The sequence below is a fragment of the Sphingobacterium siyangense genome (assembly GCF_007830445.1).
Lineage (GTDB): Bacteria > Bacteroidota > Bacteroidia > Sphingobacteriales > Sphingobacteriaceae > Sphingobacterium > Sphingobacterium siyangense.
Genome location: NZ_VLKR01000015.1, coordinates 50,768 through 70,910, shown reverse-complemented (window position 1 = coordinate 70,910; position 20,143 = coordinate 50,768). Strand labels below are relative to the sequence as shown.

Genomic DNA, 20,143 nt, shown 5'->3' with positions numbered 1-20,143 from the left:
AACCCCTTTGCCAAAATGCACCGCCACACAATTCCCTCACTTCACATTTCACCAAACAGGTTGCTGCATTTTTTGCGTGGGATACTCATTATCCCATTGTTATTTTTTTGCGGACTTCTTTTCTTGCCACACAGCGACCAAAGAAAAGAAGCAAAAGAACGTCGCTTGGTTAGGAACCACTTTCAATATTTCATTCTCCAAAGAAAAAATACATATTGACATTTTTGTAATGGCTATAACTTTTCGTTCAAAACACCCTCTTTTTTATTGGCAACCAAATGTCCCCAAGTATCGATTGCTTCCAACGCAGGAATAAACGTTCTGCCAAAATCGGTTAAGTTGTAAATCACTTTTACCGGTGGTTTTTCGCCATAAACTATTCTCGAAATTAAACCGTCTTCTTCCAACTGTTTTAATTGCAAACTCAACGTCATTTCCGTAATAATGGGGATTTCTTTTTTCAATTCGTTGTAACGTTTTTCCCCATCTTTTAGGTGGTATAAAATCACGGCTTTCCATTTGCCACCAACCAAATCCATTGCCAAACTTATGGTGCAGGGATAAATCTTACCGTTTATTTCTATGCTTTTTCCCATATTCTCAACCTATCGTTTTTGATAGTTATTGCAAAACTATCAAACTATAAATAATTTTGCAACTCAAATTATTATAGTACAAAATATGGCTAAGAAAATATTCATCATCAACGGCGGAAAGGCATTTGCACATTCCGGCGGAAAACTCAATAAAGAAATTGTAGAATGGGATAAGACATTCTTCACACCTGAAAACAGTTTTGAAATTCAGGTTACCGATTTAGAAAACGAATACGATGTAGAAACCGAAATCGACAAATTTCTTTGGGCTGACATCATTATTTACCATTTTCCGGTTTGGTGGATGTACATTCCTTATACGTTAAAACAATATCTCGATAATGTTTTAACCGCAGGTCACCGAAAAGGTATGTATTACAGCGACGGACGCAAAGCCGAAAACCCGAAACGTGGTTACGGAACAGGCGGATTAATGACTGACAAAAAATATATGGTTACGACCACCTGGAACGCTCCCGAAGAAGCATTTACGCTTCCCGAAGAGTTTTTTGAAGGCAGAAGCGTTGATGACGGCGTATTATTTGCCTTCCACAAAATGAACGCCTTTTGCGGAATGAAATCAATGGAAAGTTTTCACTTTCACGATGTAGAAAAAAATATTGACGAAGCTCGGTTTCAGGATTTAAAATCACAGTATTTACAACATTTAACAAAATGGTTTAACTAAAAAAAGAAATAAAAATGAACAAATTGAAATTGTTGTTGATGACGTTTCTTGTAAGTGTATCGGCATTTTCACAAACAAAAAATTCAGAAAAAATGAAACAAAAAATTTTATTCGTGGTTACAAGCCACGCCGAAAAAGGAAATACCGGAGAAAAAACAGGTTATTATTTAAGCGAAGTGGCACACCCGTGGAAAGTATTGACCGAAGCAGGTTACGAAATTGATTTTGTAAGTCCGAAAGGCGGAAATCCGCCTGTTGACGGTTTTGATTTGAACGACCCGATTAACAAGGAATTTTGGGAAAACGAATACTATCACAATAAAATTTCAAATAGCCTGAAACCCGAAGAAGTAAAGGCTTCGGACTATGTTGCCATTCATTACGCAGGCGGACACGGTGCAATGTGGGATTTGCCCAATGATGAAGCCATTGCAAAAATTGCGGCTGACATATACGAGCAAAACGGAGTTGTTGCCGCAGTTTGTCACGGACCTGCGGGCTTGGTAAACATAAAATTAAGCAACGGAAAATATCTCATTGACGGTAAAAAATTGAACGGATTTACCAATGAAGAAGAAACGATTGTCGGGCTGACAAATGTTGTTCCGTTTTTATTGGAAGACGAACTGAAAAAACGTGGCGGAGTTTTTGAAAAATCGGAGCCTTGGAAAGTTCACGTTGTTTCAGACCAAAGATTAGTAACAGGACAAAATCCGCAATCGGCAACTGAAGTGGGCGAGGCAATTAAAGCAGCATTGAAATAAAAAGAACAATGAAACAAAATGCAATTATATGGCCGGAAAAATATACACCCGGCACTACGGACAACTATTGTTCAAATGAAGTTATCGTCAAAGGTTTAACTACCGGGGAAGTATGGAAATATTTAGCCAATCCGTTTGCGTGGCCAACTTATTACGCTAATTCTTCCGATGTGGAATTTATCAATCCCGAAGACAAAGAATTATATGCAGATGTTCGCTTCCGCTTTAAAACCTTTGGTTTCCCGATTGAGGCACAGGTTACTGAATTTGTTCCGCCAACAGCAAACGAACCGGCACGGTTGGCCTGGCACGGTTGGGCAGAAGGCGATGCGGCAACCCGATTAGACGTTATCCACGCTTGGCTGATTGAAGATTTGCCCGGTGGACGAGTGCGCATTCTCACCCAAGAAAGCCAGATAGGAAAACCTGCACAAGCATTGGCAAAACAAAAACCCAACCCGATGATTAACGGGCATCAGGATTGGTTAGAAGGATTGGTGACGTATGCAAAAAGTAAAAAATAATTGTTATGAAACAATTTATTCTCTTCGCAGGATTTTCGATACTTATTTGTGCCACTTCCTGCAAAACAGTACAAAAAACATCAGTGTTAGATTTCAATGCCGAAGCATTCACTACTCAAACGCTTAAAGTCAACGATAAAGAAATCAAAGTCCGTGCTTATGAAAACATTTCGTATGTAGAAAATCCCGTGGATACCATTTATCAGAAAATGAACATTTACATTCCTGCGGAATATTTTGAAAACAAAACCATCAACGGTTATTCGGCGGACAATGCACCAATATTTTTCCCGAATCAAATTGGCGGTTATATGCCCGGAAATCCCGGAACTGCCATTAACAATGGTAAAGGAATGGGTGGAATGCAAAGTGGTCCCACCACGATTGCGCAAGCTTTAGCCAAAGGGTATGTAGTGGCTTCGGCAGGAGCAAGAGGAAGAACGTTTAAAACAGGTAAAGCTCCGGCGGCTATCGTGGATTTGAAAGCGGCAGTTCGTTACCTGAAATTCAACGACAAAAAAATGGCGGGCGATGCCAATAAAATTATTTCCAACGGAACAAGTGCCGGCGGTGCTTTGTCGGCTTTGCTCGGTGCAACGGGCAACAACAAAGATTACGAACCGTATTTGAAAGCCTTAGGTGCCGCCGATGCCACAGACGATATTTTTGCCGTTTCGGCTTATTGCCCCATTACCAATCTTGACCACGCTGATATGGCTTATGAATGGCAATTCAACGGTGTGAACGATTACAAAAAAATCGATATTTCAATGCTCGATTACAACGTTCAGCGAAAAGAAGTTTCGGGAACTTTATCGGCTAATGAAATCAATGTTTCTAATCAACTGAAAGCCGCATTCCCCGAATATGTAAATTCTTTGCAACTGAAAGATGCCAATGGGAATTTGTTGCAACTAGACAAAGACGGAAATGGTAACTTTAAGGAATTGGTAAAATCTTACGTTATCGCTTCCGCACAAAAAACATTGGATAAAGGAACGGATTTATCGGCTTTAAAATGGCTTACCATTGAAAACGGGAAAATTACCGCCCTCGATTTTGACGGGTATGTGCGTTATATGGAACGAATGAAAACGCCACCCGCTTTTGATGCGTTGGATTTGTCTTCGGGCGAAAACCAACTTTTTGGCAACGAGACAACCGATAGTCGCCATTTCACAAAATTTGCCTTGGCCAACACCACGAAACAAGGTGGAATAGCAGAAGAAAAGACTATAAAAATGATGAATCCGATGTATTACATTGGTACACAAGGAACTACCACAACCAAGCATTGGCGTATTCGCCACGGGACTAAAGACAAAGACACTGGTTTAGGAATTTCTGTGTTGCTGGCAACTTTATTGCAAAACAACGGTTATGATGTCAACCTCGAATTACCTTGGGACAGACCGCACAGTGGCGATTATGATTTAGACGAATTGTTTACTTGGATTGATAAAACAACGAAATAAAAATGAAAAAATACATTTCCTTATTTGTGCTGTTACTTGCGGTTATTCAACTGCACGCAACTCCGCTTTGCAATGCCGTGAAAGAAAACAATTTAACAGAAGCAGCACGTTTATTGGAAAACGGAGCCAACGTAAACGAACGAAATGCGTTAGGCTATACACCTTTAATGTTGTCGGCAGGATTGGGCAATTATCAGATGACCGAAATGTTGCTTTCGGCAGGTGCAGACGTGAATATGTTAGATACAAGAATGGGTTCTACCGCCTTGCACAAAGCGGCTCAAAGTGGCGTTGTTCCCGTAGCCGATTTACTCGTAAAGCACGGCGCTTATCTCGATTTAACTTCGCCAACCAATGGCAACACGCCTTTGTATGATGCGGTTTGGCACAGAAATGCGGCAATGGTAAAATATTTGTTAGAGGCTGGAGCCAATTGGGAAACCAAATCGCGTGGTGTAATTTCTCCGCTACTATTGGCACAAAATGTTGGCGACAAAGAAATCGTAAGCATTATTGAAAATCACGCCAAGCAGGCGGAAGCCTACATTAAGAACGATAAAATTTTCAAAGCCATTGACAACAACGATGTGGCAACGATTAAAAAACTGATTGCTGACGGCTTGGACATCAACGAAAAAGCGAAATTCACTGTGGGCAATGCACCCAAAGGGGCGACACCGCTTTTGTATGCATCGCAATTGGGCAAAGCCGATGTAATAAAAGTGTTGCTCGAAGCAGGAGCCAATCCGAGAATTACCGATTGGATTATGAAATCGACCGTGTTGCACAAATCGGGCTACAACGGGCACGCGCAAAACATAAAAATGCTGGTTGAAGCAGGAGCAGAACTCGATGCACAAGGAGCATACAACGGTTATACGGCTTTGCACGATGCCGTTTGGCACGGACATTATGAAGCTGCACAAGCGTTGTTAGAAAACGGTGCTCGCTATGATTTGAAAGGATTAGACGGCAACACGCCTTTAGATTTGGCAAAAAAATACGGCTACACCGACATTCAAAAATTATTGGAGCAATACAGTAAAAAGTAACAATATAAAATTTAAGGGAAATGAATTTTTTAGACCTTGCAAAAAGCAGATACACTACAAAACAGTACGATGCAAACAAGAAAATTACCGATGAAAAATAGCGCAATTGAAAGAAATTTTACGACTAAGTCCGTCATCAATCAACAGCCAACCTTGGAATTGTTATTTTGTTGCTGACGAAAAAACAAAACAAGCATTGGCAAGCGTTTCTTTCTTTAATGAACAAAAAATAAACGAAGCCAGTCATTTGGTGGTATTTAGTGTAATTGATGATATTTTACTTTTTGAAAAACAAATTACAGAAAACCTGCCCGAAGGTTCGGTAATTTATTATAAGAATATGGTAAAACCCTTACCCGAAGCAGCAATAAAATCGTGGTTACAACATCAGGTTTATCTTTCGCTTGGTTTTTTTCTGTCGGCTTGTGCAAGTTTGGAAATTGACAGTACGCCAATGGAAGGAATTAAAACCGAAGAATACGACAAAATCCTAAAATTAGAGGGCTACAAAACCTTGTTTGCAGTTGCCATTGGTTACAGAAATCCCGAAGACAGCAATCAACCAAGTGTTAAACCAAAATTGCGATTGGCATTAGAAAAGGTGGTCAAATCAATATAAATTTACGGCAACTAAATCCGTACATTTACTATGTATAATTTTACGAATACAAATAAATGAAACAGTTAATCTTATTTGGTCTGATGACACTATTTAGCGGAGTATTATTCGCCCAAAATTTAAAGCCTGTTGCATACAACGATGGCTCACAAAAACTCAACGGATTGGTAACATCTAATGCAGGTTCAAAAAAACCGGGCGTGCTTATTTTGCCGGCTTGGAAAGGCATTGATGATGAAGCCAAAACTGCAGCCGCAGAACTGGAAAAAGCAGGCTACATTGCTTTTGTTGCCGACATTTATGGCGAAGGAAATATTCCTTCCGACAATGCTTCGGCCGGAAAAACAGCAGGCAAGTTCAAACAAGATTATGCTTTGTACCAACACCGCATCGAACTGGCTTTGGAACAACTGAAAAAGCGGGAGCTTTACCCGAAAAAATTGCCGTCATCGGTTATTGTTTTGGTGGAACAGGTGCGTTGGAAGTGGCAAGAGCGGGCTTTGATGTAAAAGGCGTGGTAAGCATTCACGGTGGTTTGGGTAAAGATGAAAGTCGCCCGAATAATCTCATCAAAACAAAAATCCTTATCGAAAATCCCGCAGAAGATGCAGGCGTTACACCCGAAGTAATGAACGGTTTAATTAAGGAAATGAACGAAGGCAAAGCCGATTGGCAAATTATCACTTACGCTTATTGCAAACACACGTTTACCGACCCGAAATCGGCTGACTATAACGAACTAATGAGCAAAAGAGCGTGGAACCATACTTTGTTGTTCTTAAAAGAAGTGCTGAAATAACAGCTTGTCAGATAAAATTTGCATCATAAAAATGAAAAAAATATTGAGCATATTAGCATTAAGCGGAGGAATATTTTTCTATGCTAATGCGCAAAATCAAACAAAAATGGAAACCGTTTTTGAAGACAACACCTACCAACTCACTGGCGTTGCTGTTTCAAAATCAGGAAGAGTATTTACCAATTATCCGCGTTGGGCAGGACCTTACCAATATGCCGTGGTGGAAATCCTGAAAGACGGCACTAAGAAACCTTTCCCTAACGAAGAATGGAATACCTGGGACGTGGAAAAAGGTGGCGATAAACAACATCATTTCATCGGCGTTCAGGCGGTAGTGGCAGATAATGAAGACAACCTATGGGTGGTTGACCCGGGCTATGCAAAAAATGCAGACGGTGAAGATAAAGGACAAAAATTGGTGAAAATCAGTTTAAAGAACAATCAGGTTGAACGCATTTATCCTTTAAGCAGCGTTACTTCTGCCAAAAGTTATATGAACGATACCCGAATCGACACGAAACAACAAATCGCCTACATTACCAACTCTTCTGAGGGTGGTATCGTGATTGTAGATTTGAAATTGGGCAATGTACGTCAAGTATTAAAAGGCAATCCGGTGATGTTAGCTGACACTACGTATTCGATGAAACGAAATGGGAAAGAGCTATTGAGCAACGGCAAACCATTTCGTGTGCATTCAGACGGGATTGCATTAAGCCCCGATAAAAAATACCTGTATTTCAAAACCCTTACGGACGATAAACTCTTTCGTGCAGCTACTGCGGATTTGAACAACACCTCTTTGAGCGAAAAACAATTGGCGGATAAAGTGGAATTTCTCGGTCATTTCACGACTACCGACGGAATGGAAACCGACAGCAAGGGCAACCTCTATCTCGGAGATTTGGAGAAACGCCGTATCGTGCGCATTTCACCGGAACTGAAAATGACCGAAATTGTTTCGCCCAATGAAGAACTGGCCTGGCCTGACAGTTATCAGATTACTGCCGATGGTTGGATGTATGTAAGCTGTTCCCGCATTGACGAAGAAGGACGTTTTGGAAACGAACGAAAAGGGGCGTATAAGATTATCAGGATAAAAATTGATTGATTGTGACAGACAAAAAAATAAATTTTTGTATCCCAAGACATTTTAGGCAAATTTTAAAATCGTAAATTTGCCGTTACCTGTACACGCTGTTCCCGGCGTGGTGTTGACGATTTTTAAAGTAGTTTTCCTTCCTTTTCAGGTATGCAGGCAAGTCAATTTTAAGTATCAATTTAAATAATTAAAAGACAATGAGCTAGGTTGTACTGCATACAGCAAAAGAATTTAAAGACGTAAACTATGCCGAAAAAGTGCTTAGAAACAGAGAATTTGACAGATGCACTTTCATTAAATGTGATTTTACCAAAAGCGACCTGAGAGGAATTAATTTTGAAAGCTGCACATTTGAAAGCTGTAATTTCACGATGGCGAATATAGATGGTGCCGGTTTCAGAAATGCGGTTTTTAAGTATTGTAAACTATTGGGGCTTGACTTTGCACGATGCAGCAAGTTTGTGTTTTCGTTCAAATTTGAAGAATGTATATTGGATTACAGCAACTTTTTTGGTACAAGCCTGAAAAAGACCCCTTTCCTAAACTGTTCGTTGAAAGAAGTAGAGTTTACGGAAACTAATCTTTCGGAAGCTACTTTTAACGGATGTAATTTAATGGGTGCAAGATTTTTAAATACCAATCTGGAAAAAGCAGATTTCCGAATGGCAGATAATTTTTCCATTGATTTGGAACACAATAAATTGAAAAAAGCCAAGTTTTCATCGCTCAATTTGGAAGGGCTTTTGTATAAATACCAGTTGGATATACAACACAATCATTAAAAAATGAATACGCTACATACAGCACCAGTAAAAGAACTGTTAGAGGCATTGCACATTGATGCAGAAGCTAATTATAAAGCACGATACGAAGTACTCAACAGCATTTCGGACAAAGAAGAACGAGAGAAAAAGCACGACGAACTCCGCAAAACCGCTTATATGTCGGTTTCGCCCGAAGAAGGTTCATTGCTTTATTTTCTTGCCACTTTTTCTAAGGTAAAGAACATTGTAGAATTTGGTTGCTCTTTTGGTGTTTCAACCATTTATCTTGCAGCCGCAGCAAAGGACAATCAGGGCTTTGTAATCACAACAGAGTTAGAAGCCAATAAAATAGAACAAGCTCAAAAAAATATTGAAAAAGCAGGTTTGTCGGAATACGTTACCTTTTTGCAAGGCGATGCGATGCAAACGCTTGCCGATGTTGATACAGGAATTGACTTCTTATTTCTGGACGGTGCAAAAGAATTGTATCTGCCGGTTTTCAATCTTTTAAAAAGTAAACTGAATGACAATGCCATCGTTTTTGCAGATAATATAGATAAAGCAGAAACAAATGACTTTGTAGAATTGATTTCGGGCTTAAATGCAGAATTTGTGACTACTAAAACTTTTAACGACCAGGTGCTCATTGCACACTATAAAAAATAATCTGAAATGACAGAAAAAAGAAATAATAAGTACAAAATTCAGTTGCAGGAATTGGCACTGAAAGACGGTACGGCTTCAGGAAAGTCCTTAGCATTTGAGTTTGAAAATCACGACAATATTTTCAAATTGTTGGAACAGACTAAAGATACTGGCAGATTTTCCAGTGAAAGCGAAAATACCGAATTTGTAGTTGGGTTGAAACTATTCAGTGAAGTAATGATGCGGAACAGAAACAATCCCTTGTTTGAAGATTTTGCACCGGCATTCAAACAATTTATGCAGAAATTAAAAGGAAAACAATGAAACAGCTTCTTTTTATCGCAACTGTTTTTATGTCGAATATTTTGTTTGCACAAAACCATTATATTTTAGCCTTATCAAAAGGAGAAATAGCAGTTGTAGTTTACGATTACCAAACGCTCGACAGCATTACCAAAATTCCCGTAGGCGATGACCCGCACGAAATTGTTACTAATGAAAACGGAACATTGGCATACATTTCTAAACCCTTGATGAATGCAAGCGGACACGAAATTGCAGTTGTTAATTTAAAAACGTTGCAACCCGAAAAGATTATTGACACCAAACCGTTTTTCATTCCGCACGGTTTAGTTTATCTAAACGACAAATTGTGGTTTACGGCACAAGGTTCAAAAGTCGTTGGCGTGTATAACATCAATGAAAATAAAGTGGAACAAGTTTTTGGAACAGGACAAGATTTTACACATCTCATTCACGCAACAGCAGACGAAAAACGTTTCTACACCACCAATGTAGAAAGCGGAACAGTAAGTATTTATGAGAAAAAAGAAATACCGCCTTATATGCCACCAACAGGCGTTTTGCCGCCCAATGCAAAATCACGAACAGAATGGCGGCAAACATTGATAAATGTGGGACTTGGTGCAGAAGGTTTTGATGTTTCGTCAGACGGAAAAGAATTGTGGACAGCCCGACCGGACGGCCACATTATTGTTGTGGACCTGGTCAATAAAAAAGTTAAAGCTGACATCAATTCAAAAGTTTTAGGATTACACAGATTGAAAATTACGCCCGATGGGAATACCGTTTGTATAGTAAGTGTAAAAACAGGCGATTTGCTGTTTTACAACAGGCAGACCCATCATTTGGAAAAACAGATGAATATCGGGCAAGGGGCAGGAATTTACATCGACAATGATAATAGGATGTTTGTATCCTGCACACCTAACAATTACATTTCAGTAATAGACCTGGCAACACGGAAAGAAATAAAACGGCTTGCGATTGAAAGACCTGATGGGGTAACATCGGTAAATACACCAGTGGGCAATTAATCTTCGCTATTATCTTTAGTGAAATATCCGGTTGCTATATCACTAACACCCAAGCTAAAATATTTCTTGCCTTTACTTAATGCCACAACAGCAGTCAAAAGCTCATCGGGGTCAGTGTATTTCAGTATATATCCCCAAACTCCGATTTCCAACATATCGGTAACGCTTTTTTTGTCGTCATTGGTGCTGGAGATAAGCACTTTTAAATCGGGGAACTTTCCGAGCAGGGCATTGGCCGCACCGAAATTTTCCTCTATGATGCAAACATCGGGTAATGTGTTGCTTTCTCCTATTTTTTGGATAGCCTCCTGTTCGTTTTCGGATTGGAAAAACAGTGTGTACCCGCTATCTTCAAGTTGTTTTTTGGTAATATCACGAAGCCGTGCATTATCATCAATTAGTGCCAATTTCATCGTATATAATTTTACAGTTCACAGTCTTAACAAAAATATACAAGTGAGGGACACTACTATTATAAAGAAAGCGTAGGCAACCACACTTATCGGCATTAAGGCACTGGTACGCCTACCCCCAAACAAGTGAGCGCCCACGCCTATGACGTGAGCGTTCTTACTTATCTGTTCCGGGGTTTTAAAAATTACCAGTTTCTAATGCGGAACCTAAAGCAAAAACACTTTAAGTATTTTCTATATTTTTAGAGAGCAAAGATACTAAACTCATTCCGATAAGGAAACATAACCCGCACCAAAATTGCTTAAATACGGTTGGTATTATGGGATATGTAGTTCTGTTCCAGGATTGTCAGAATATCCTTTTCCTTGTAAATTATCTTCCCGCCAATCTGTATAAACGGCAGGATATTATCATCACGGTATTGCTGTAACGTCCGCTTACTGATGTGTAACAGCTTGCACACATCTTCGCCGGACAGGTAAATTTCCCCGTTCATTACAGGGCGGTAATTTTTCAAGATTATTTCGATACGCTTTCTCAATTGCGTTATCATCTCCTTATGGACGATGATTTCTTCGGTATCATTCGTTAGTAAATCCATTGTCGTCGGTATTGTAGGGATGTCCGGCTTTGAGCAAAGCCTGCACGTCCGAGCGTTTGTAATAATTCTTGCGGTTCAATTTGGAGTAAGGCAGCATACCTTTGTCCTTATAGGTCTGCAATGTACGTTTGGTAATGTTCATCATCAGACACACTTCCTGGTTATCCAGCCATTTCTCTTCGCTGAAAATAGGGGTATATTTCCGTGTGGCACTTTCGGTCAGTTCCAAAAGCGCTTTCAGCTCATTTGTCATTCCGTCCAATGCGGATTTCTGTATTGCGATAACTTCCATAGCTTGCTTCATTTTTCTGTGGAAGTCGAATTTAGAAAGGCTTTCTTAGGGATTTCGCAATGTGGCAGCCATTGGCACTCAAAGGCAGTGTTTGGCGGTTTGCTAATTTATAAATAACAAAAAGGGATTTTTGTCATATCTATCATTTGGATACGACTTCCCCCGATTGGGCTACATTTTTCAGAAGTAACATTCTGACCTTTGTCGCTAACAATTAAAAAAAGAATTTTATGAGCAACATCAAAAAAGTAAATTTAGGAAGTCAGGGACTTATTGTTCCTGCAATCGGACTTGGCTGTATGGGTATGACAGTAGGTTTTGGGACAAACATATATGGACAAGCTGATGAAAGAGAAGCCATTGCTACCATTCATCGTTCATTGGAATTAGGCGGTAATTTTTTGGACACAGCGGAAGCGTATGGACCTTTGCTTAACGAAAGGTTGATTGCAAAAGCAATTAGCGGAAATAGGGACAAATATATTATTGCTACAAAATTCGGTTTTGAAATTGGCGACAACGAACAATATGCAGGGGCTTTAAACGGTAGCAAAAGTTATGTCAAAAAAGCCGCTGAACGTTCCTTGAAAAATTTAGGAACGGATTACATTGATTTGTATTATTTGCACCGTTTGGACACCAACACACCAATTGAAGAAACTGTAGAAGCAATGAGTGAATTGGTAAAAGAAGGCAAAGTAAAGTACATCGGGCTTTCGGAAGTTGGCTCTGAAACCATTAAAAAAGCACACAAAATACACCCTATTACAGCCGTGCAATCCGAATACTCATTGTTTGAAAGACAAATTGAAGAATTGGGCATTTTGAATACGCTAAAAGAATTGGGGATTGGTTTGGTTGCGTATTCGCCAATAGGCAGAGGCTTTTTGAGTGGCGAAATTCAAAAGCAGGAAGATTTTGCCGATGATGATTTCAGAAAACATCTTCCAAAATATCAAGGCGAACAGTTTTTCAAAAATGTGGAATTGGTAAACGAAATTAAAAAAGTTGCTTCCGAAAAAAACATTACAACGGCACAACTTGCATTGGCTTGGATTATTGCCAAAGGACACACACCAATTCCCGGCACAAAACGAGTAAAATATGTTGAAGAAAACATTGCATCAACTTACGTTTCATTAACCGAAGAAGACCTTAACCGTTTGGAAAGCATTATTCCATTGGGGACGGAAACAGGTGCAAGATACGATGAAGCAGGAATGAAAGGTGTTAATTTGTAACATAAAAACAACGGATAAACTCAATTTTCTATCCGTTGTTTTTTTTTAATTTTATCCAATGAAAAATAATCAGATTTATGTTCTGAATTCAGTTTCAGAAGTCCATACTTTTTTGCAAATAAAAAGCCCTTCGCACCCTTTGGTAAGCGTTGTGAATTTTGATGAGATAGGCTGTTTAAGTTCCGAAGAAAACCAAACATTTGTCTATAATTTCTACACTATTTATTTGAAGAAAAATTTTGACGGAACAATAAAATACGGACAACAGTATTATGATTACAACAACGGAATAATGACCTTTTTTGCACCCAAACAAAAGCTTACGGTGGAAGCAGGAAACTCATCAAAAATTGAAGGTTGGATGTTGGTTTTCCACCCCGATTTTATTCAGAACTATGAATTGGGAAAACGAATAAAGGAATACGGTTTTTTCTCTTATGCAGCGAATGAGGCATTACACCTTTCAGATAAAGAAGAAACCGTTATTTCGGGATTAGTGCATAATTTGCAACAAGAAATCGAAGCAATGATAGACAATTACACACAAGACGTTGTTGTTGCCCACATTGATTTATTACTGAACTATTGCAACCGTTTTTACAATCGTCAGTTCATCACACGAAAAAAAGCGTCAAATGATTTGTTCTTAAAGTTTGAAGAACTGCTCGTTGCTTATTTTCAAAATGAAACATCGGGCTTACCAACGGTTCAGTATTTTTCGGAAAAGTTGCTTGTATCGGCCCATTATTTAAACGATATGCTGAAAAACCTTACGGGGCAAACCACACAACAACATATCCAGAACCAACTCATCGAAAAAGCCAAAGAACTTTTATCAACGACAAATTTATCCGTTGCCGAAATCGCATATCAGTTGGGCTTTGAATATCCGCAATCGTTCAGCAAACTATTTAAGAACAAAACGAACCAGACACCTTTGGAGTTCAGACAATCGTTTAACTGACCAGCCGGCATAAAAAGGGCAGCCACCAAAATCGGTTTTGCGTAATGGCGGGTTATGTGCTAACTGTGGCAGCCGTTGACATTGAAAGGCAGTGTTTGGCGGTTTGCTTACGGCACAAACAACAAAAACGGATAACCTTTTGGGCTATCCGTTCTTTATCGAATACATTGGAAGAATGAGTTTCAGCGTTGGGCAGGCTGTTCGGTTTTTACTTCCTGTTGCTGTTTTTCCTTGTCTTTTTTCTCACGGGAATACACCCACAAAGATAGTAGCCCGAAAATAATCAGTGCATAAGCTATCCATTTGCCAACCCTTTCAATAAATTTAATGAAGACCGAACTTTCATAAGAGGAAAAACCCTCTGCTCCGGTGTCGCTTCTCCTGTAAAACTTTCGGCGGTTAATCCAGTAACGAAGTCCCAAGCCCGCAACCAAAAATATTATTCCTATAACCAATGACGAAACCATATTTTCACATATTTATTTTCACGAGTATAAATTTAAGAAATATTGATAACCCGGTAAAATGACACGCTGTAAATAAAAAACGGCTTATCATTGGGATAAGCCGTTTTTGCGAATTGAAATCCCACTCAATCACTACTGTTGAACTCAAAGCTCAATTGCTTTTCATTCCCGAAGTTGTCCGAAATCCACACGTCAAAGGATTGTGATACCGTTGATGTGGAAGTGTAATACAACCTGAACTGCGTGGAAGCCAACGGGTACAAATCATTGGGCAGGTACGGCGGTTCGCTGTAATACTGCAATGTTCCCGTACCATCGAACTGAAAGTAGCGGAGAGAATACGCTGTATTGGCATAATTTCCTGTCGGCTGTATGGTAATACGTATTTCCACCGTCTGTCCGTTTGCCACTTCGCCAGGTACAGGCATTACGCTTACTTCAAACGGAAAGTTCTGTTGTATTTCCAAATCGTCCTTGTCGCAGGACGTAAACAAAAATGCGCTTAACAAGACCGCCAGCAACGCCCATACGGATTTCAGGCGGGGTCTGTTGTTATCAAAAATTCGTTTCATTGTCGTTTGCTTTTAAAGGTTAAATCTTAATCCCACTCCGGCGGCAGGGCGGAACTTTTCCAAAGGAGTTCCCCACATCATTTTGGCACGGCCCTGTACAAAAAGCACAAACCTGTTGGACAGGTAGGCTTCAATGGAAATCCTGCCGCCTGCACCGTAAATGACCTCATCATCGTATGGTAATTTTGCACCGTCATATAATAGCTGTTCGCCACGGTTGACCGTTTCATAACCCACCACTCCGGTAATCCCCAGGTTTACCGAAACGCTTTTTACAGGCGTTCCGAAAAGGTAAATGCTGTAACCGCCCTCTGCCGTGTAGGTTTCCTGCGGAATGTTTATGCCTTTGTACCGATGATACTGGTGCATATATTCCAATGCCCATAGCTGGTAGTTGCCGTGCTTTCCGTTTACGGTCAAGCCGACATTCACGAAATAATTACGTGCCGGCTTTTCATCGGACAGTGTTCCGGTACTGATTTCAATTCCTTTTTGTCCGGGCAGCATCCTTTGTGCCTGTGCTGCTGTGATGCCCATTACAAAGAACATCACGGTATAGATATACTTTTTCATTTCTATTCTCTTTTAGTTGTTATTTAAAATTTCAGGTGCATATCGTTGATGACCTTTGCCCTTATCAGGTCGGAGTTTTCTACCTGAAGCGTTTGCTGACGACCGCCGTTTTTCTCGTAAATCTCAATCAAGAGTACCTTGTCATCGCTGATGGTAAACTGGTCCAGCAGGAACACATTCTGGTCGGTGGTCTGCCCCGAAATTTCCGTAAGCGGCTTGTAGGTGCGAAGCGGTATCATCGGTCGTTCCTGTACCACGGTGCGTTTGGCTACCTTTTTATCCACCACCTTGAAATTGACAAAATCAATCTGGAAAGGCACATTGGTACGGTTTCTCAATTCCGTATGGAAATAGTATTTGCCGTTGTGGATGTAAATGCCTTTCAGCGTGAACTGTATGCCGAAGCTCTTTGCCCCGATATGCTTTACAATACGTTTGTCTTTCTTGTAAATGGTTTCCAGAAGCAAGCCCGCCAATGACGGGGAATTGTTGCCCAGTTCCTCAAAAAGCACATCGTTACCGTTTGCTTTGTCCACTGCCTTTTGCATGGTCAAGAGGTCATAGCTCAACGCTTCGGGATATGCACTGTAATACACGTTGAAACTGTAAAAACGTCCGTCATTCGTGATAACGGAAAAGTTTGTTTCCGCTTCAAAATCCCTTACCGATGCTTTTATACGCAGCACGTTTTCCGCATCTTCCGCTTTTCCTGCAATCAGGTATTCACTTCCCAAGTCCACATAGCGTATGGCGGTAGGGAAAATCAGGTGCGAGGTTTTGTCGTAAGTTACCTGCATATTGTACGGTTCTATCTTACCCAGGGCAAGCGGTGTTTTTGTATTTGCATTGTCCTGTGCAAAAGCTGTTACGGCAAAGCCGAGTATCAAGGCTAAAGCCCAAAAGGTTTTTAAATGATTTTTCATTGTTCTATTTATTTGAGTTCAACATTATTGTTTGGAAACGAGGAAGACCTGATGCCCTGCCTTTAAGGTTACTTTCGGTGTTCGTATCTTTTTGGCGAAATACCCCGAAATACCCTGCACCACACCACGGCTAAGGTCTGCGGCAACCTGCTGTCCGGCAGACTGCGTAAGCATTACGCTTGTTCCACCTGTCTGGCTCATATTGCCCGCCATTTCGGTGAGGGCGTTCATTTCGGGCGAATACGGAACATACAAGCCCTGCTGTCCGTCCATATCGTAAATGGTTATATCCACCGGAATGATATTGCCCTCCAATTCGATAGAGGTAACTTTTAGCTGTAAACGTCCGCCCTGGTATTTGGCATTGGCGGTTACGACCGTTCCTTTCGGAATGGTACGCTGTGGTGTCTGGGCTTCTTCCAACAGGCGCAAACGCACCCCTGTTTCGCCGATGACGGTCTGTGTTTCGTAAACACTGGCTTTGATGCTGTTTTTCGGTTGTACCATCTGCTCTGCCTGACCTGCGGTATAAAAGCCACGGTTTTTGGACTGGCTCCAATCGGCCAAGAAAGCACTGTCGGTAGGTTCACGGTACAGGGCAGACACGGTGTTCTTCCTTGCAGGCGTGAACGCCACGAAATATTCTTTCTGCATATTGGAGGCAGAAGTCCGGGCTGCGCTGTCCGTATTGGCAGGTTGTGCGGGGTTTGTACCCGTAGGCAGATACTTTGCCGCCATTTGGTAGGACTTTTCCATCAATGCCAACTGGTCATCAACCGTTACAGGCTTGGGTACATCCTTTTCCGCCAATTGCTCTTTAAGCTCGTCCAACTGCCTGCGGAGTTCCATTGTTTCCGAATTGTTATCCTGATAAAAGGAACCCAATGTACTTTGGGCATTGCGGTAACTGTTCAGTGCGGGATTACCGGACGGTCTGCCGCCACCATAACCGTAGCTTTCTTCTTCTTCGGGAATATTCTCCTCACTGCCCTGTGTGCTGTCGGTGTTCCAATAATCGGAGAGCGTAGCCAGGGCATTGCGTTTTTCCTGCTCTTTCTTTTCCAGCATTTCCTGTTCGTATGCCTTGCCTTTATCATCGGGCATTCCTGCTCCGGTAGCCTGTGGCACGGCATCGTTCAGCCCGATGTTTTCGATTTCCTTTTTGTCTGCGGACGGTTTAAATATGAGGTACATACAACCGACGAAGACAATTCCCATCAAGCCGAATATGAGCGGTTTTTTGAGCTTTTCGGCTTTGTTCTGCGTGCCGTCTTGAAGCACATCAGCGGTTGCTTCCGGGGTACCTTCCGTTACCCGAACAACCTGTTTTTTATTCTCATTTTCTTTCATAAATCTGATTTTTTAAGATTGTTGATACACTGTCCTGCAACCTTGCAGGATTTTTACTTTTGAAGACAGGGTTTTCGATATGCTCGATGACCATACCGTTAGCGGATTTTTGGGTATCGTACCACACTTTGCCGATGACCCCTGCGGTTAGCAGCAGATAACCCACAAAAAAGTAAAGGGTATATTGGTGCTGTTTCCGCATAGGCAATGCCCGCCAGCGTTCGTCCAGCTTGTCAAAGTACCTGTCCATATTTGCTCTTAATTTTTTCATACCTTAATGATTATCGGTTATCACATTCTAAATCCTCTTTTGCGGGGAGCAACCTGTTCTTTGGGCTTTTCGGACACTTGGGCAATGGCTTCTTTTACGGTCGGAAACGAGCTTACCGAGAGATTGGTCAGCTTAGATTGCTTCATTAACCCTCCGTATTGGTCTGTCCTCCTGATATACATTTCTGTTTCCTGTAAATTGAATTTCCCGTTCTCGTACCTTACCCACATATTGCACTCAACCTTTGGCTTGTCCTCGCCGTTCCCTTCGAGGTAAGTAGATAAATGCAGATGATTGGCTAATAAGGGTGCTTCTTTACCATTGTTCCAAGCCTCCAAAAATTCGCTGATGCTGTCCTTTAGTTTGTCTGCACAACAGCTCTCCGTATGGAAATAACCGTCATATCCCTTGTCAGTAAGGATTTTGGCAAACGTGTCTAAATCAAATTGCTGTTCCATATACTTGGTTTTTAGCGTTCAATGACTTCAATGTCCCTGTTTTCCACCACCGCAAATTTTTCAATGTTGAAGCCCTGCGGGTTGTTGTCCGAACGGACAGAGTTCACGAGGAAGCAGGAGGTAACCAGGTTACGCCTTGTTACATTGCTTGACCGGATAATGAACTGCTTGGCGTAGGTGCGTACCGCATAGGGATAGTTATCGAAGTTGCACACCACACTATCTACCTCAATACGTTGCTGTACGTTGCCCGATATGATACGGCTGTAATAGCCCTTTTCAGACAGGTCTTTGTAATAATCGAAAGCACTTTTATCAGCAAGATTAAATGCCCTCGCCATATTGCTTTCAATAGCATTCTTGTCGGGAGCCAGCGTAAAGAACAGTTCGTGAAAACGTCTGACGTGCTCCCTTGCTTCAACAGGTCGGTTGATACTTGCATCTTGCGACAAGGCAAGCATCAGTGATTTGCCATTGTCCAGCACATAAATTTTTTGGCGTTGTTCTTCTGCAAAGCGGTAGGACTGCCACAGGGCATATCCTACCACGCTGGTGCAGAGAACCGCAAACACAATGGCATACAACCGTATCTGCCTAAAGCTGTTTTCGATATTTCTTAGCGTTTTAAATTCCATTTCTAAATGATTATTGGTTTTACATTATTTCAATAGCTGACCACCGATGTTTCCTGCTGCCGAACCTGCACCTGCCCCGGCAATGTTTCCGGCTTTCATGGCGGTCTGGTTTACGTTGCGTGTAAAGTTTCCTGCACCTCCGGCCTGGATAATCCAGCCTGTTACCGTTGGAATAGTGAAGTATCCCACGATACCGATTATCATAAAAATGATGTACACGGTGTTGCTCGTATCAGGGATAAAGGTTGGGTCAGACAACATCTGGATGTCCCTTTCGATAATCAGCGATTGTATCCTTGCCAGCATCGAGCTGAACAAATCCGAAACGGGAAGCCACAGGTAAACGCTTATGTATCTGGTAAGCCACTGCGTGAGCGTACTCTGAAAGCCGTCCCATACGCTTATCGCAAAGGCAATCGGCCCGAGTATGGACAGGACGATGAGGAAAAACGTCCGTATGGTATCAATGACGAGTGCCGCCGCCTGAAAGAGTATCTCCAGCAGATTGCGGAACCAGTCCTTTATGGCTTTTTCTGTCCGATAGGCAGCCCTGTCCATATACATTCCGGCCATTGTTCCAATGTCGGAGGGCGACCAGCCCAATTCGTCCAGCTTTTTATCAAACTCTTCGTCCGATACCATATAGGCGGTTTCGGGATTTCTGACCATTGCCTCGTATTCCAACTGGTCTTTCTGCTGTTGCAGTTCGTTCAGGTCAAGCACCTGGTCTTGGAGGATTTCGTGGGTTCCCACGACCACGGGGCTTAAAACCGCATTGATGGTTCCCAATACGATGGTCGGGAAAAACATAATGCAAAGCCCCAAAGCAAACGGTCGTAACAAAGGGAACACATCAATCGGTTCGGCACGGCTTAAAGCCTGCCAAACCTTTAATGCCACATAGAACAAAGCACCCAATCCCGCCAGACCTTTTGCCACTGCCGCCATATCCCCGGCAAGGGGCATCATATCGTCGTAGAGCGAACGCAGGAGTTCGTGAAGATTATCCCATTCCAT

26 protein-coding genes and 1 pseudogene are annotated in these 20,143 nt (G+C 41.5%); 14 read left to right on the top strand and 13 right to left on the bottom strand.

All coding sequences use genetic code 11. The features are described from left to right. Positions 1 to 233: 233 nt before the first annotated feature. Positions 234 to 596: a winged helix-turn-helix transcriptional regulator gene (locus tag IQ31_RS14495; protein WP_145328431.1), complete on the bottom strand. Its 363-nt coding sequence runs from the start codon at positions 594 to 596 to the stop codon at positions 234 to 236. Positions 597 to 681: 85 nt separating this feature from the next. On the opposite strand from IQ31_RS14495, the gene IQ31_RS14490 reads away from it, so the two are divergent. The 12 genes and pseudogenes from IQ31_RS14490 to IQ31_RS14435 all read left to right on the top strand — a co-directional run bounded on the left by IQ31_RS14490 (position 682) and on the right by IQ31_RS14435 (position 10,365). Beyond that, the gene (locus tag IQ31_RS14490; RefSeq protein ID WP_145328430.1) at positions 682 to 1,284 is read left to right on the top strand and encodes an NAD(P)H-dependent oxidoreductase; all 603 of its coding nucleotides are present in this window, start codon (positions 682 to 684) and stop codon (positions 1,282 to 1,284) included. 92 nt (positions 1,285 to 1,376) lie between these two features. Continuing rightward, a complete protein-coding gene (locus tag IQ31_RS14485) occupies positions 1,377 to 2,048 on the top strand; it encodes a type 1 glutamine amidotransferase domain-containing protein (protein WP_244294503.1) in 672 nt (223 codons plus the stop codon). 8 nt (positions 2,049 to 2,056) lie between these two features. Continuing rightward, positions 2,057 to 2,572, top strand: a complete 516-nt coding sequence (locus IQ31_RS14480) for an SRPBCC family protein (protein ID WP_145328428.1) — start codon at positions 2,057 to 2,059, stop codon at positions 2,570 to 2,572. A gap of 5 nt (positions 2,573 to 2,577) precedes the next feature. Then, positions 2,578 to 4,047 carry a subtype B tannase gene (locus IQ31_RS14475; RefSeq protein ID WP_145328427.1) on the top strand — a complete coding sequence of 490 codons (1,470 nt, stop codon included), beginning with the start codon at positions 2,578 to 2,580 and terminating at the stop codon, positions 4,045 to 4,047. 2 nt (positions 4,048 to 4,049) lie between these two features. After that, positions 4,050 to 5,099 (top strand): ankyrin repeat domain-containing protein, encoded by a 1,050-nt coding sequence (locus IQ31_RS14470; RefSeq protein ID WP_145328426.1) that lies wholly within the window; start codon positions 4,050 to 4,052, stop codon positions 5,097 to 5,099. A 106-nt stretch (positions 5,100 to 5,205) separates the two neighbouring features. Beyond that, on the top strand, positions 5,206 to 5,718 hold the full coding sequence (locus tag IQ31_RS14465) for a nitroreductase family protein (RefSeq protein WP_244294501.1): 513 nt from the start codon (positions 5,206 to 5,208) through the stop codon (positions 5,716 to 5,718). A 56-nt stretch (positions 5,719 to 5,774) separates the two neighbouring features. Beyond that, positions 5,775 to 6,517 (top strand): annotated as a pseudogene (locus IQ31_RS28245) (dienelactone hydrolase family protein). Between the two features lie 31 nt (positions 6,518 to 6,548). After that, the gene (locus tag IQ31_RS14455; protein ID WP_145328425.1) at positions 6,549 to 7,628 is read left to right on the top strand and encodes an SMP-30/gluconolactonase/LRE family protein; all 1,080 of its coding nucleotides are present in this window, start codon (positions 6,549 to 6,551) and stop codon (positions 7,626 to 7,628) included. 248 nt (positions 7,629 to 7,876) lie between these two features. Continuing rightward, positions 7,877 to 8,401, top strand: a complete 525-nt coding sequence (locus tag IQ31_RS14450; protein WP_244294496.1) for a pentapeptide repeat-containing protein — start codon at positions 7,877 to 7,879, stop codon at positions 8,399 to 8,401. A gap of 3 nt (positions 8,402 to 8,404) precedes the next feature. Then, positions 8,405 to 9,049 carry an O-methyltransferase gene (locus IQ31_RS14445; RefSeq protein WP_145328423.1) on the top strand — a complete coding sequence of 215 codons (645 nt, stop codon included), beginning with the start codon at positions 8,405 to 8,407 and terminating at the stop codon, positions 9,047 to 9,049. Between the two features lie 6 nt (positions 9,050 to 9,055). Next, positions 9,056 to 9,352, top strand: a complete 297-nt coding sequence (locus tag IQ31_RS14440) for a DUF3861 domain-containing protein (RefSeq protein ID WP_145328422.1) — start codon at positions 9,056 to 9,058, stop codon at positions 9,350 to 9,352. Continuing rightward, positions 9,349 to 10,365 (top strand): YncE family protein, encoded by a 1,017-nt coding sequence (locus IQ31_RS14435; protein WP_145328421.1) that lies wholly within the window; start codon positions 9,349 to 9,351, stop codon positions 10,363 to 10,365. Before IQ31_RS14440 ends, IQ31_RS14435 begins: the two co-directional genes overlap by 4 nt. Here IQ31_RS14435 and IQ31_RS14430 read toward each other — a convergent pair. The 3 genes from IQ31_RS14430 to IQ31_RS14420 all read right to left on the bottom strand — a co-directional run bounded on the left by IQ31_RS14430 (position 10,362) and on the right by IQ31_RS14420 (position 11,672). Then, on the bottom strand, positions 10,362 to 10,778 hold the full coding sequence (locus IQ31_RS14430) for a response regulator (protein ID WP_145328420.1): 417 nt from the start codon (positions 10,776 to 10,778) through the stop codon (positions 10,362 to 10,364). The two genes, IQ31_RS14435 and IQ31_RS14430, sit on opposite strands and share 4 nt — an antisense overlap. 302 nt (positions 10,779 to 11,080) lie before the next feature. After that, positions 11,081 to 11,380 carry a helix-turn-helix domain-containing protein gene (locus IQ31_RS14425; RefSeq protein ID WP_145328419.1) on the bottom strand — a complete coding sequence of 100 codons (300 nt, stop codon included), beginning with the start codon at positions 11,378 to 11,380 and terminating at the stop codon, positions 11,081 to 11,083. After that, positions 11,361 to 11,672 carry a helix-turn-helix domain-containing protein gene (locus tag IQ31_RS14420; RefSeq protein WP_145328418.1) on the bottom strand — a complete coding sequence of 104 codons (312 nt, stop codon included), beginning with the start codon at positions 11,670 to 11,672 and terminating at the stop codon, positions 11,361 to 11,363. Before IQ31_RS14420 ends, IQ31_RS14425 begins: the two co-directional genes overlap by 20 nt. Positions 11,673 to 11,902: 230 nt before the next feature. Between IQ31_RS14420 and IQ31_RS14415 the strand changes: the two genes are divergently transcribed. Beyond that, positions 11,903 to 12,913 (top strand): aldo/keto reductase, encoded by a 1,011-nt coding sequence (locus tag IQ31_RS14415; RefSeq protein WP_145328417.1) that lies wholly within the window; start codon positions 11,903 to 11,905, stop codon positions 12,911 to 12,913. Positions 12,914 to 12,971: 58 nt separating this feature from the next. Next, the gene (locus IQ31_RS14410) at positions 12,972 to 13,877 is read left to right on the top strand and encodes a helix-turn-helix domain-containing protein (protein ID WP_145328416.1); all 906 of its coding nucleotides are present in this window, start codon (positions 12,972 to 12,974) and stop codon (positions 13,875 to 13,877) included. A gap of 182 nt (positions 13,878 to 14,059) precedes the next feature. Here IQ31_RS14410 and IQ31_RS14405 read toward each other — a convergent pair whose 3' ends face one another. The 9 genes from IQ31_RS14405 to traJ all read right to left on the bottom strand — a co-directional run bounded on the left by IQ31_RS14405 (position 14,060) and on the right by traJ (position 20,143). Next, positions 14,060 to 14,344, bottom strand: a complete 285-nt coding sequence (locus tag IQ31_RS14405; protein ID WP_145328415.1) for a molybdenum ABC transporter permease — start codon at positions 14,342 to 14,344, stop codon at positions 14,060 to 14,062. A gap of 125 nt (positions 14,345 to 14,469) precedes the next feature. Next, on the bottom strand, positions 14,470 to 14,916 hold the full coding sequence (locus IQ31_RS14400; protein ID WP_145328414.1) for a DUF3872 domain-containing protein: 447 nt from the start codon (positions 14,914 to 14,916) through the stop codon (positions 14,470 to 14,472). A 12-nt stretch (positions 14,917 to 14,928) separates the two neighbouring features. Further along, entirely contained in the window at positions 14,929 to 15,489 is a 561-nt protein-coding gene (locus IQ31_RS14395) for a conjugal transfer protein TraO (protein WP_145328413.1), read from the bottom strand. Positions 15,490 to 15,512: 23 nt separating this feature from the next. Then, positions 15,513 to 16,412: a conjugative transposon protein TraN gene (traN, locus tag IQ31_RS14390; RefSeq protein ID WP_145328412.1), complete on the bottom strand. Its 900-nt coding sequence runs from the start codon at positions 16,410 to 16,412 to the stop codon at positions 15,513 to 15,515. A 24-nt stretch (positions 16,413 to 16,436) separates the two neighbouring features. Then, positions 16,437 to 17,693 (bottom strand): conjugative transposon protein TraM, encoded by a 1,257-nt coding sequence (gene traM, locus IQ31_RS14385; RefSeq protein WP_244294494.1) that lies wholly within the window; start codon positions 17,691 to 17,693, stop codon positions 16,437 to 16,439. 55 nt (positions 17,694 to 17,748) lie between these two features. Continuing rightward, the gene (locus IQ31_RS14380) at positions 17,749 to 18,033 is read right to left on the bottom strand and encodes a nitrogen regulatory IIA protein (RefSeq protein WP_145328410.1); all 285 of its coding nucleotides are present in this window, start codon (positions 18,031 to 18,033) and stop codon (positions 17,749 to 17,751) included. A gap of 20 nt (positions 18,034 to 18,053) precedes the next feature. Next, positions 18,054 to 18,491 carry a hypothetical protein gene (locus tag IQ31_RS14375; protein WP_145328409.1) on the bottom strand — a complete coding sequence of 146 codons (438 nt, stop codon included), beginning with the start codon at positions 18,489 to 18,491 and terminating at the stop codon, positions 18,054 to 18,056. Between the two features lie 11 nt (positions 18,492 to 18,502). After that, positions 18,503 to 19,126: a conjugative transposon protein TraK gene (gene traK, locus IQ31_RS14370; protein WP_145328408.1), complete on the bottom strand. Its 624-nt coding sequence runs from the start codon at positions 19,124 to 19,126 to the stop codon at positions 18,503 to 18,505. A 24-nt stretch (positions 19,127 to 19,150) separates the two neighbouring features. Continuing rightward, positions 19,151 to 20,143, bottom strand: coding sequence for a conjugative transposon protein TraJ (gene traJ, locus IQ31_RS14365; RefSeq protein WP_145328407.1), 993 nt, complete (start codon positions 20,141 to 20,143; stop codon positions 19,151 to 19,153).

Bases quoted from the DNA above. Each gene is read 5' to 3' on its own strand.
- IQ31_RS14495 (WP_145328431.1), bottom strand. From the start codon at position 596: ATGGGAAAAAGCATAGAAATAAACGGTAAGATTTATCCCTGCACCATA.
- IQ31_RS14490 (WP_145328430.1), top strand. From the start codon at position 682: ATGGCTAAGAAAATATTCATCATCAACGGCGGAAAGGCATTTGCACAT.
- IQ31_RS14485 (WP_244294503.1), top strand. From the start codon at position 1,377: ATGAAACAAAAAATTTTATTCGTGGTTACAAGCCACGCCGAAAAAGGA.
- IQ31_RS14480 (WP_145328428.1), top strand. From the start codon at position 2,057: ATGAAACAAAATGCAATTATATGGCCGGAAAAATATACACCCGGCACT.
- IQ31_RS14475 (WP_145328427.1), top strand. From the start codon at position 2,578: ATGAAACAATTTATTCTCTTCGCAGGATTTTCGATACTTATTTGTGCC.
- IQ31_RS14470 (WP_145328426.1), top strand. From the start codon at position 4,050: ATGAAAAAATACATTTCCTTATTTGTGCTGTTACTTGCGGTTATTCAA.
- IQ31_RS14455 (WP_145328425.1), top strand. From the start codon at position 6,549: ATGAAAAAAATATTGAGCATATTAGCATTAAGCGGAGGAATATTTTTC.
- IQ31_RS14445 (WP_145328423.1), top strand. From the start codon at position 8,405: ATGAATACGCTACATACAGCACCAGTAAAAGAACTGTTAGAGGCATTG.
- IQ31_RS14440 (WP_145328422.1), top strand. From the start codon at position 9,056: ATGACAGAAAAAAGAAATAATAAGTACAAAATTCAGTTGCAGGAATTG.
- IQ31_RS14435 (WP_145328421.1), top strand. From the start codon at position 9,349: ATGAAACAGCTTCTTTTTATCGCAACTGTTTTTATGTCGAATATTTTG.
- IQ31_RS14430 (WP_145328420.1), bottom strand. From the start codon at position 10,778: ATGAAATTGGCACTAATTGATGATAATGCACGGCTTCGTGATATTACC.
- IQ31_RS14425 (WP_145328419.1), bottom strand. From the start codon at position 11,380: ATGGATTTACTAACGAATGATACCGAAGAAATCATCGTCCATAAGGAG.
- IQ31_RS14420 (WP_145328418.1), bottom strand. From the start codon at position 11,672: ATGGAAGTTATCGCAATACAGAAATCCGCATTGGACGGAATGACAAAT.
- IQ31_RS14415 (WP_145328417.1), top strand. From the start codon at position 11,903: ATGAGCAACATCAAAAAAGTAAATTTAGGAAGTCAGGGACTTATTGTT.
- IQ31_RS14410 (WP_145328416.1), top strand. From the start codon at position 12,972: ATGAAAAATAATCAGATTTATGTTCTGAATTCAGTTTCAGAAGTCCAT.
- IQ31_RS14405 (WP_145328415.1), bottom strand. From the start codon at position 14,344: ATGGTTTCGTCATTGGTTATAGGAATAATATTTTTGGTTGCGGGCTTG.
- IQ31_RS14400 (WP_145328414.1), bottom strand. From the start codon at position 14,916: ATGAAACGAATTTTTGATAACAACAGACCCCGCCTGAAATCCGTATGG.
- IQ31_RS14395 (WP_145328413.1), bottom strand. From the start codon at position 15,489: ATGAAAAAGTATATCTATACCGTGATGTTCTTTGTAATGGGCATCACA.
- traN (WP_145328412.1), bottom strand. From the start codon at position 16,412: ATGAAAAATCATTTAAAAACCTTTTGGGCTTTAGCCTTGATACTCGGC.
- IQ31_RS14380 (WP_145328410.1), bottom strand. From the start codon at position 18,033: ATGAAAAAATTAAGAGCAAATATGGACAGGTACTTTGACAAGCTGGAC.
- IQ31_RS14375 (WP_145328409.1), bottom strand. From the start codon at position 18,491: ATGGAACAGCAATTTGATTTAGACACGTTTGCCAAAATCCTTACTGAC.
- traK (WP_145328408.1), bottom strand. From the start codon at position 19,126: ATGGAATTTAAAACGCTAAGAAATATCGAAAACAGCTTTAGGCAGATA.
- traJ (WP_145328407.1), bottom strand. From the start codon at position 20,143: ATGGAATGGGATAATCTTCACGAACTCCTGCGTTCGCTCTACGACGAT.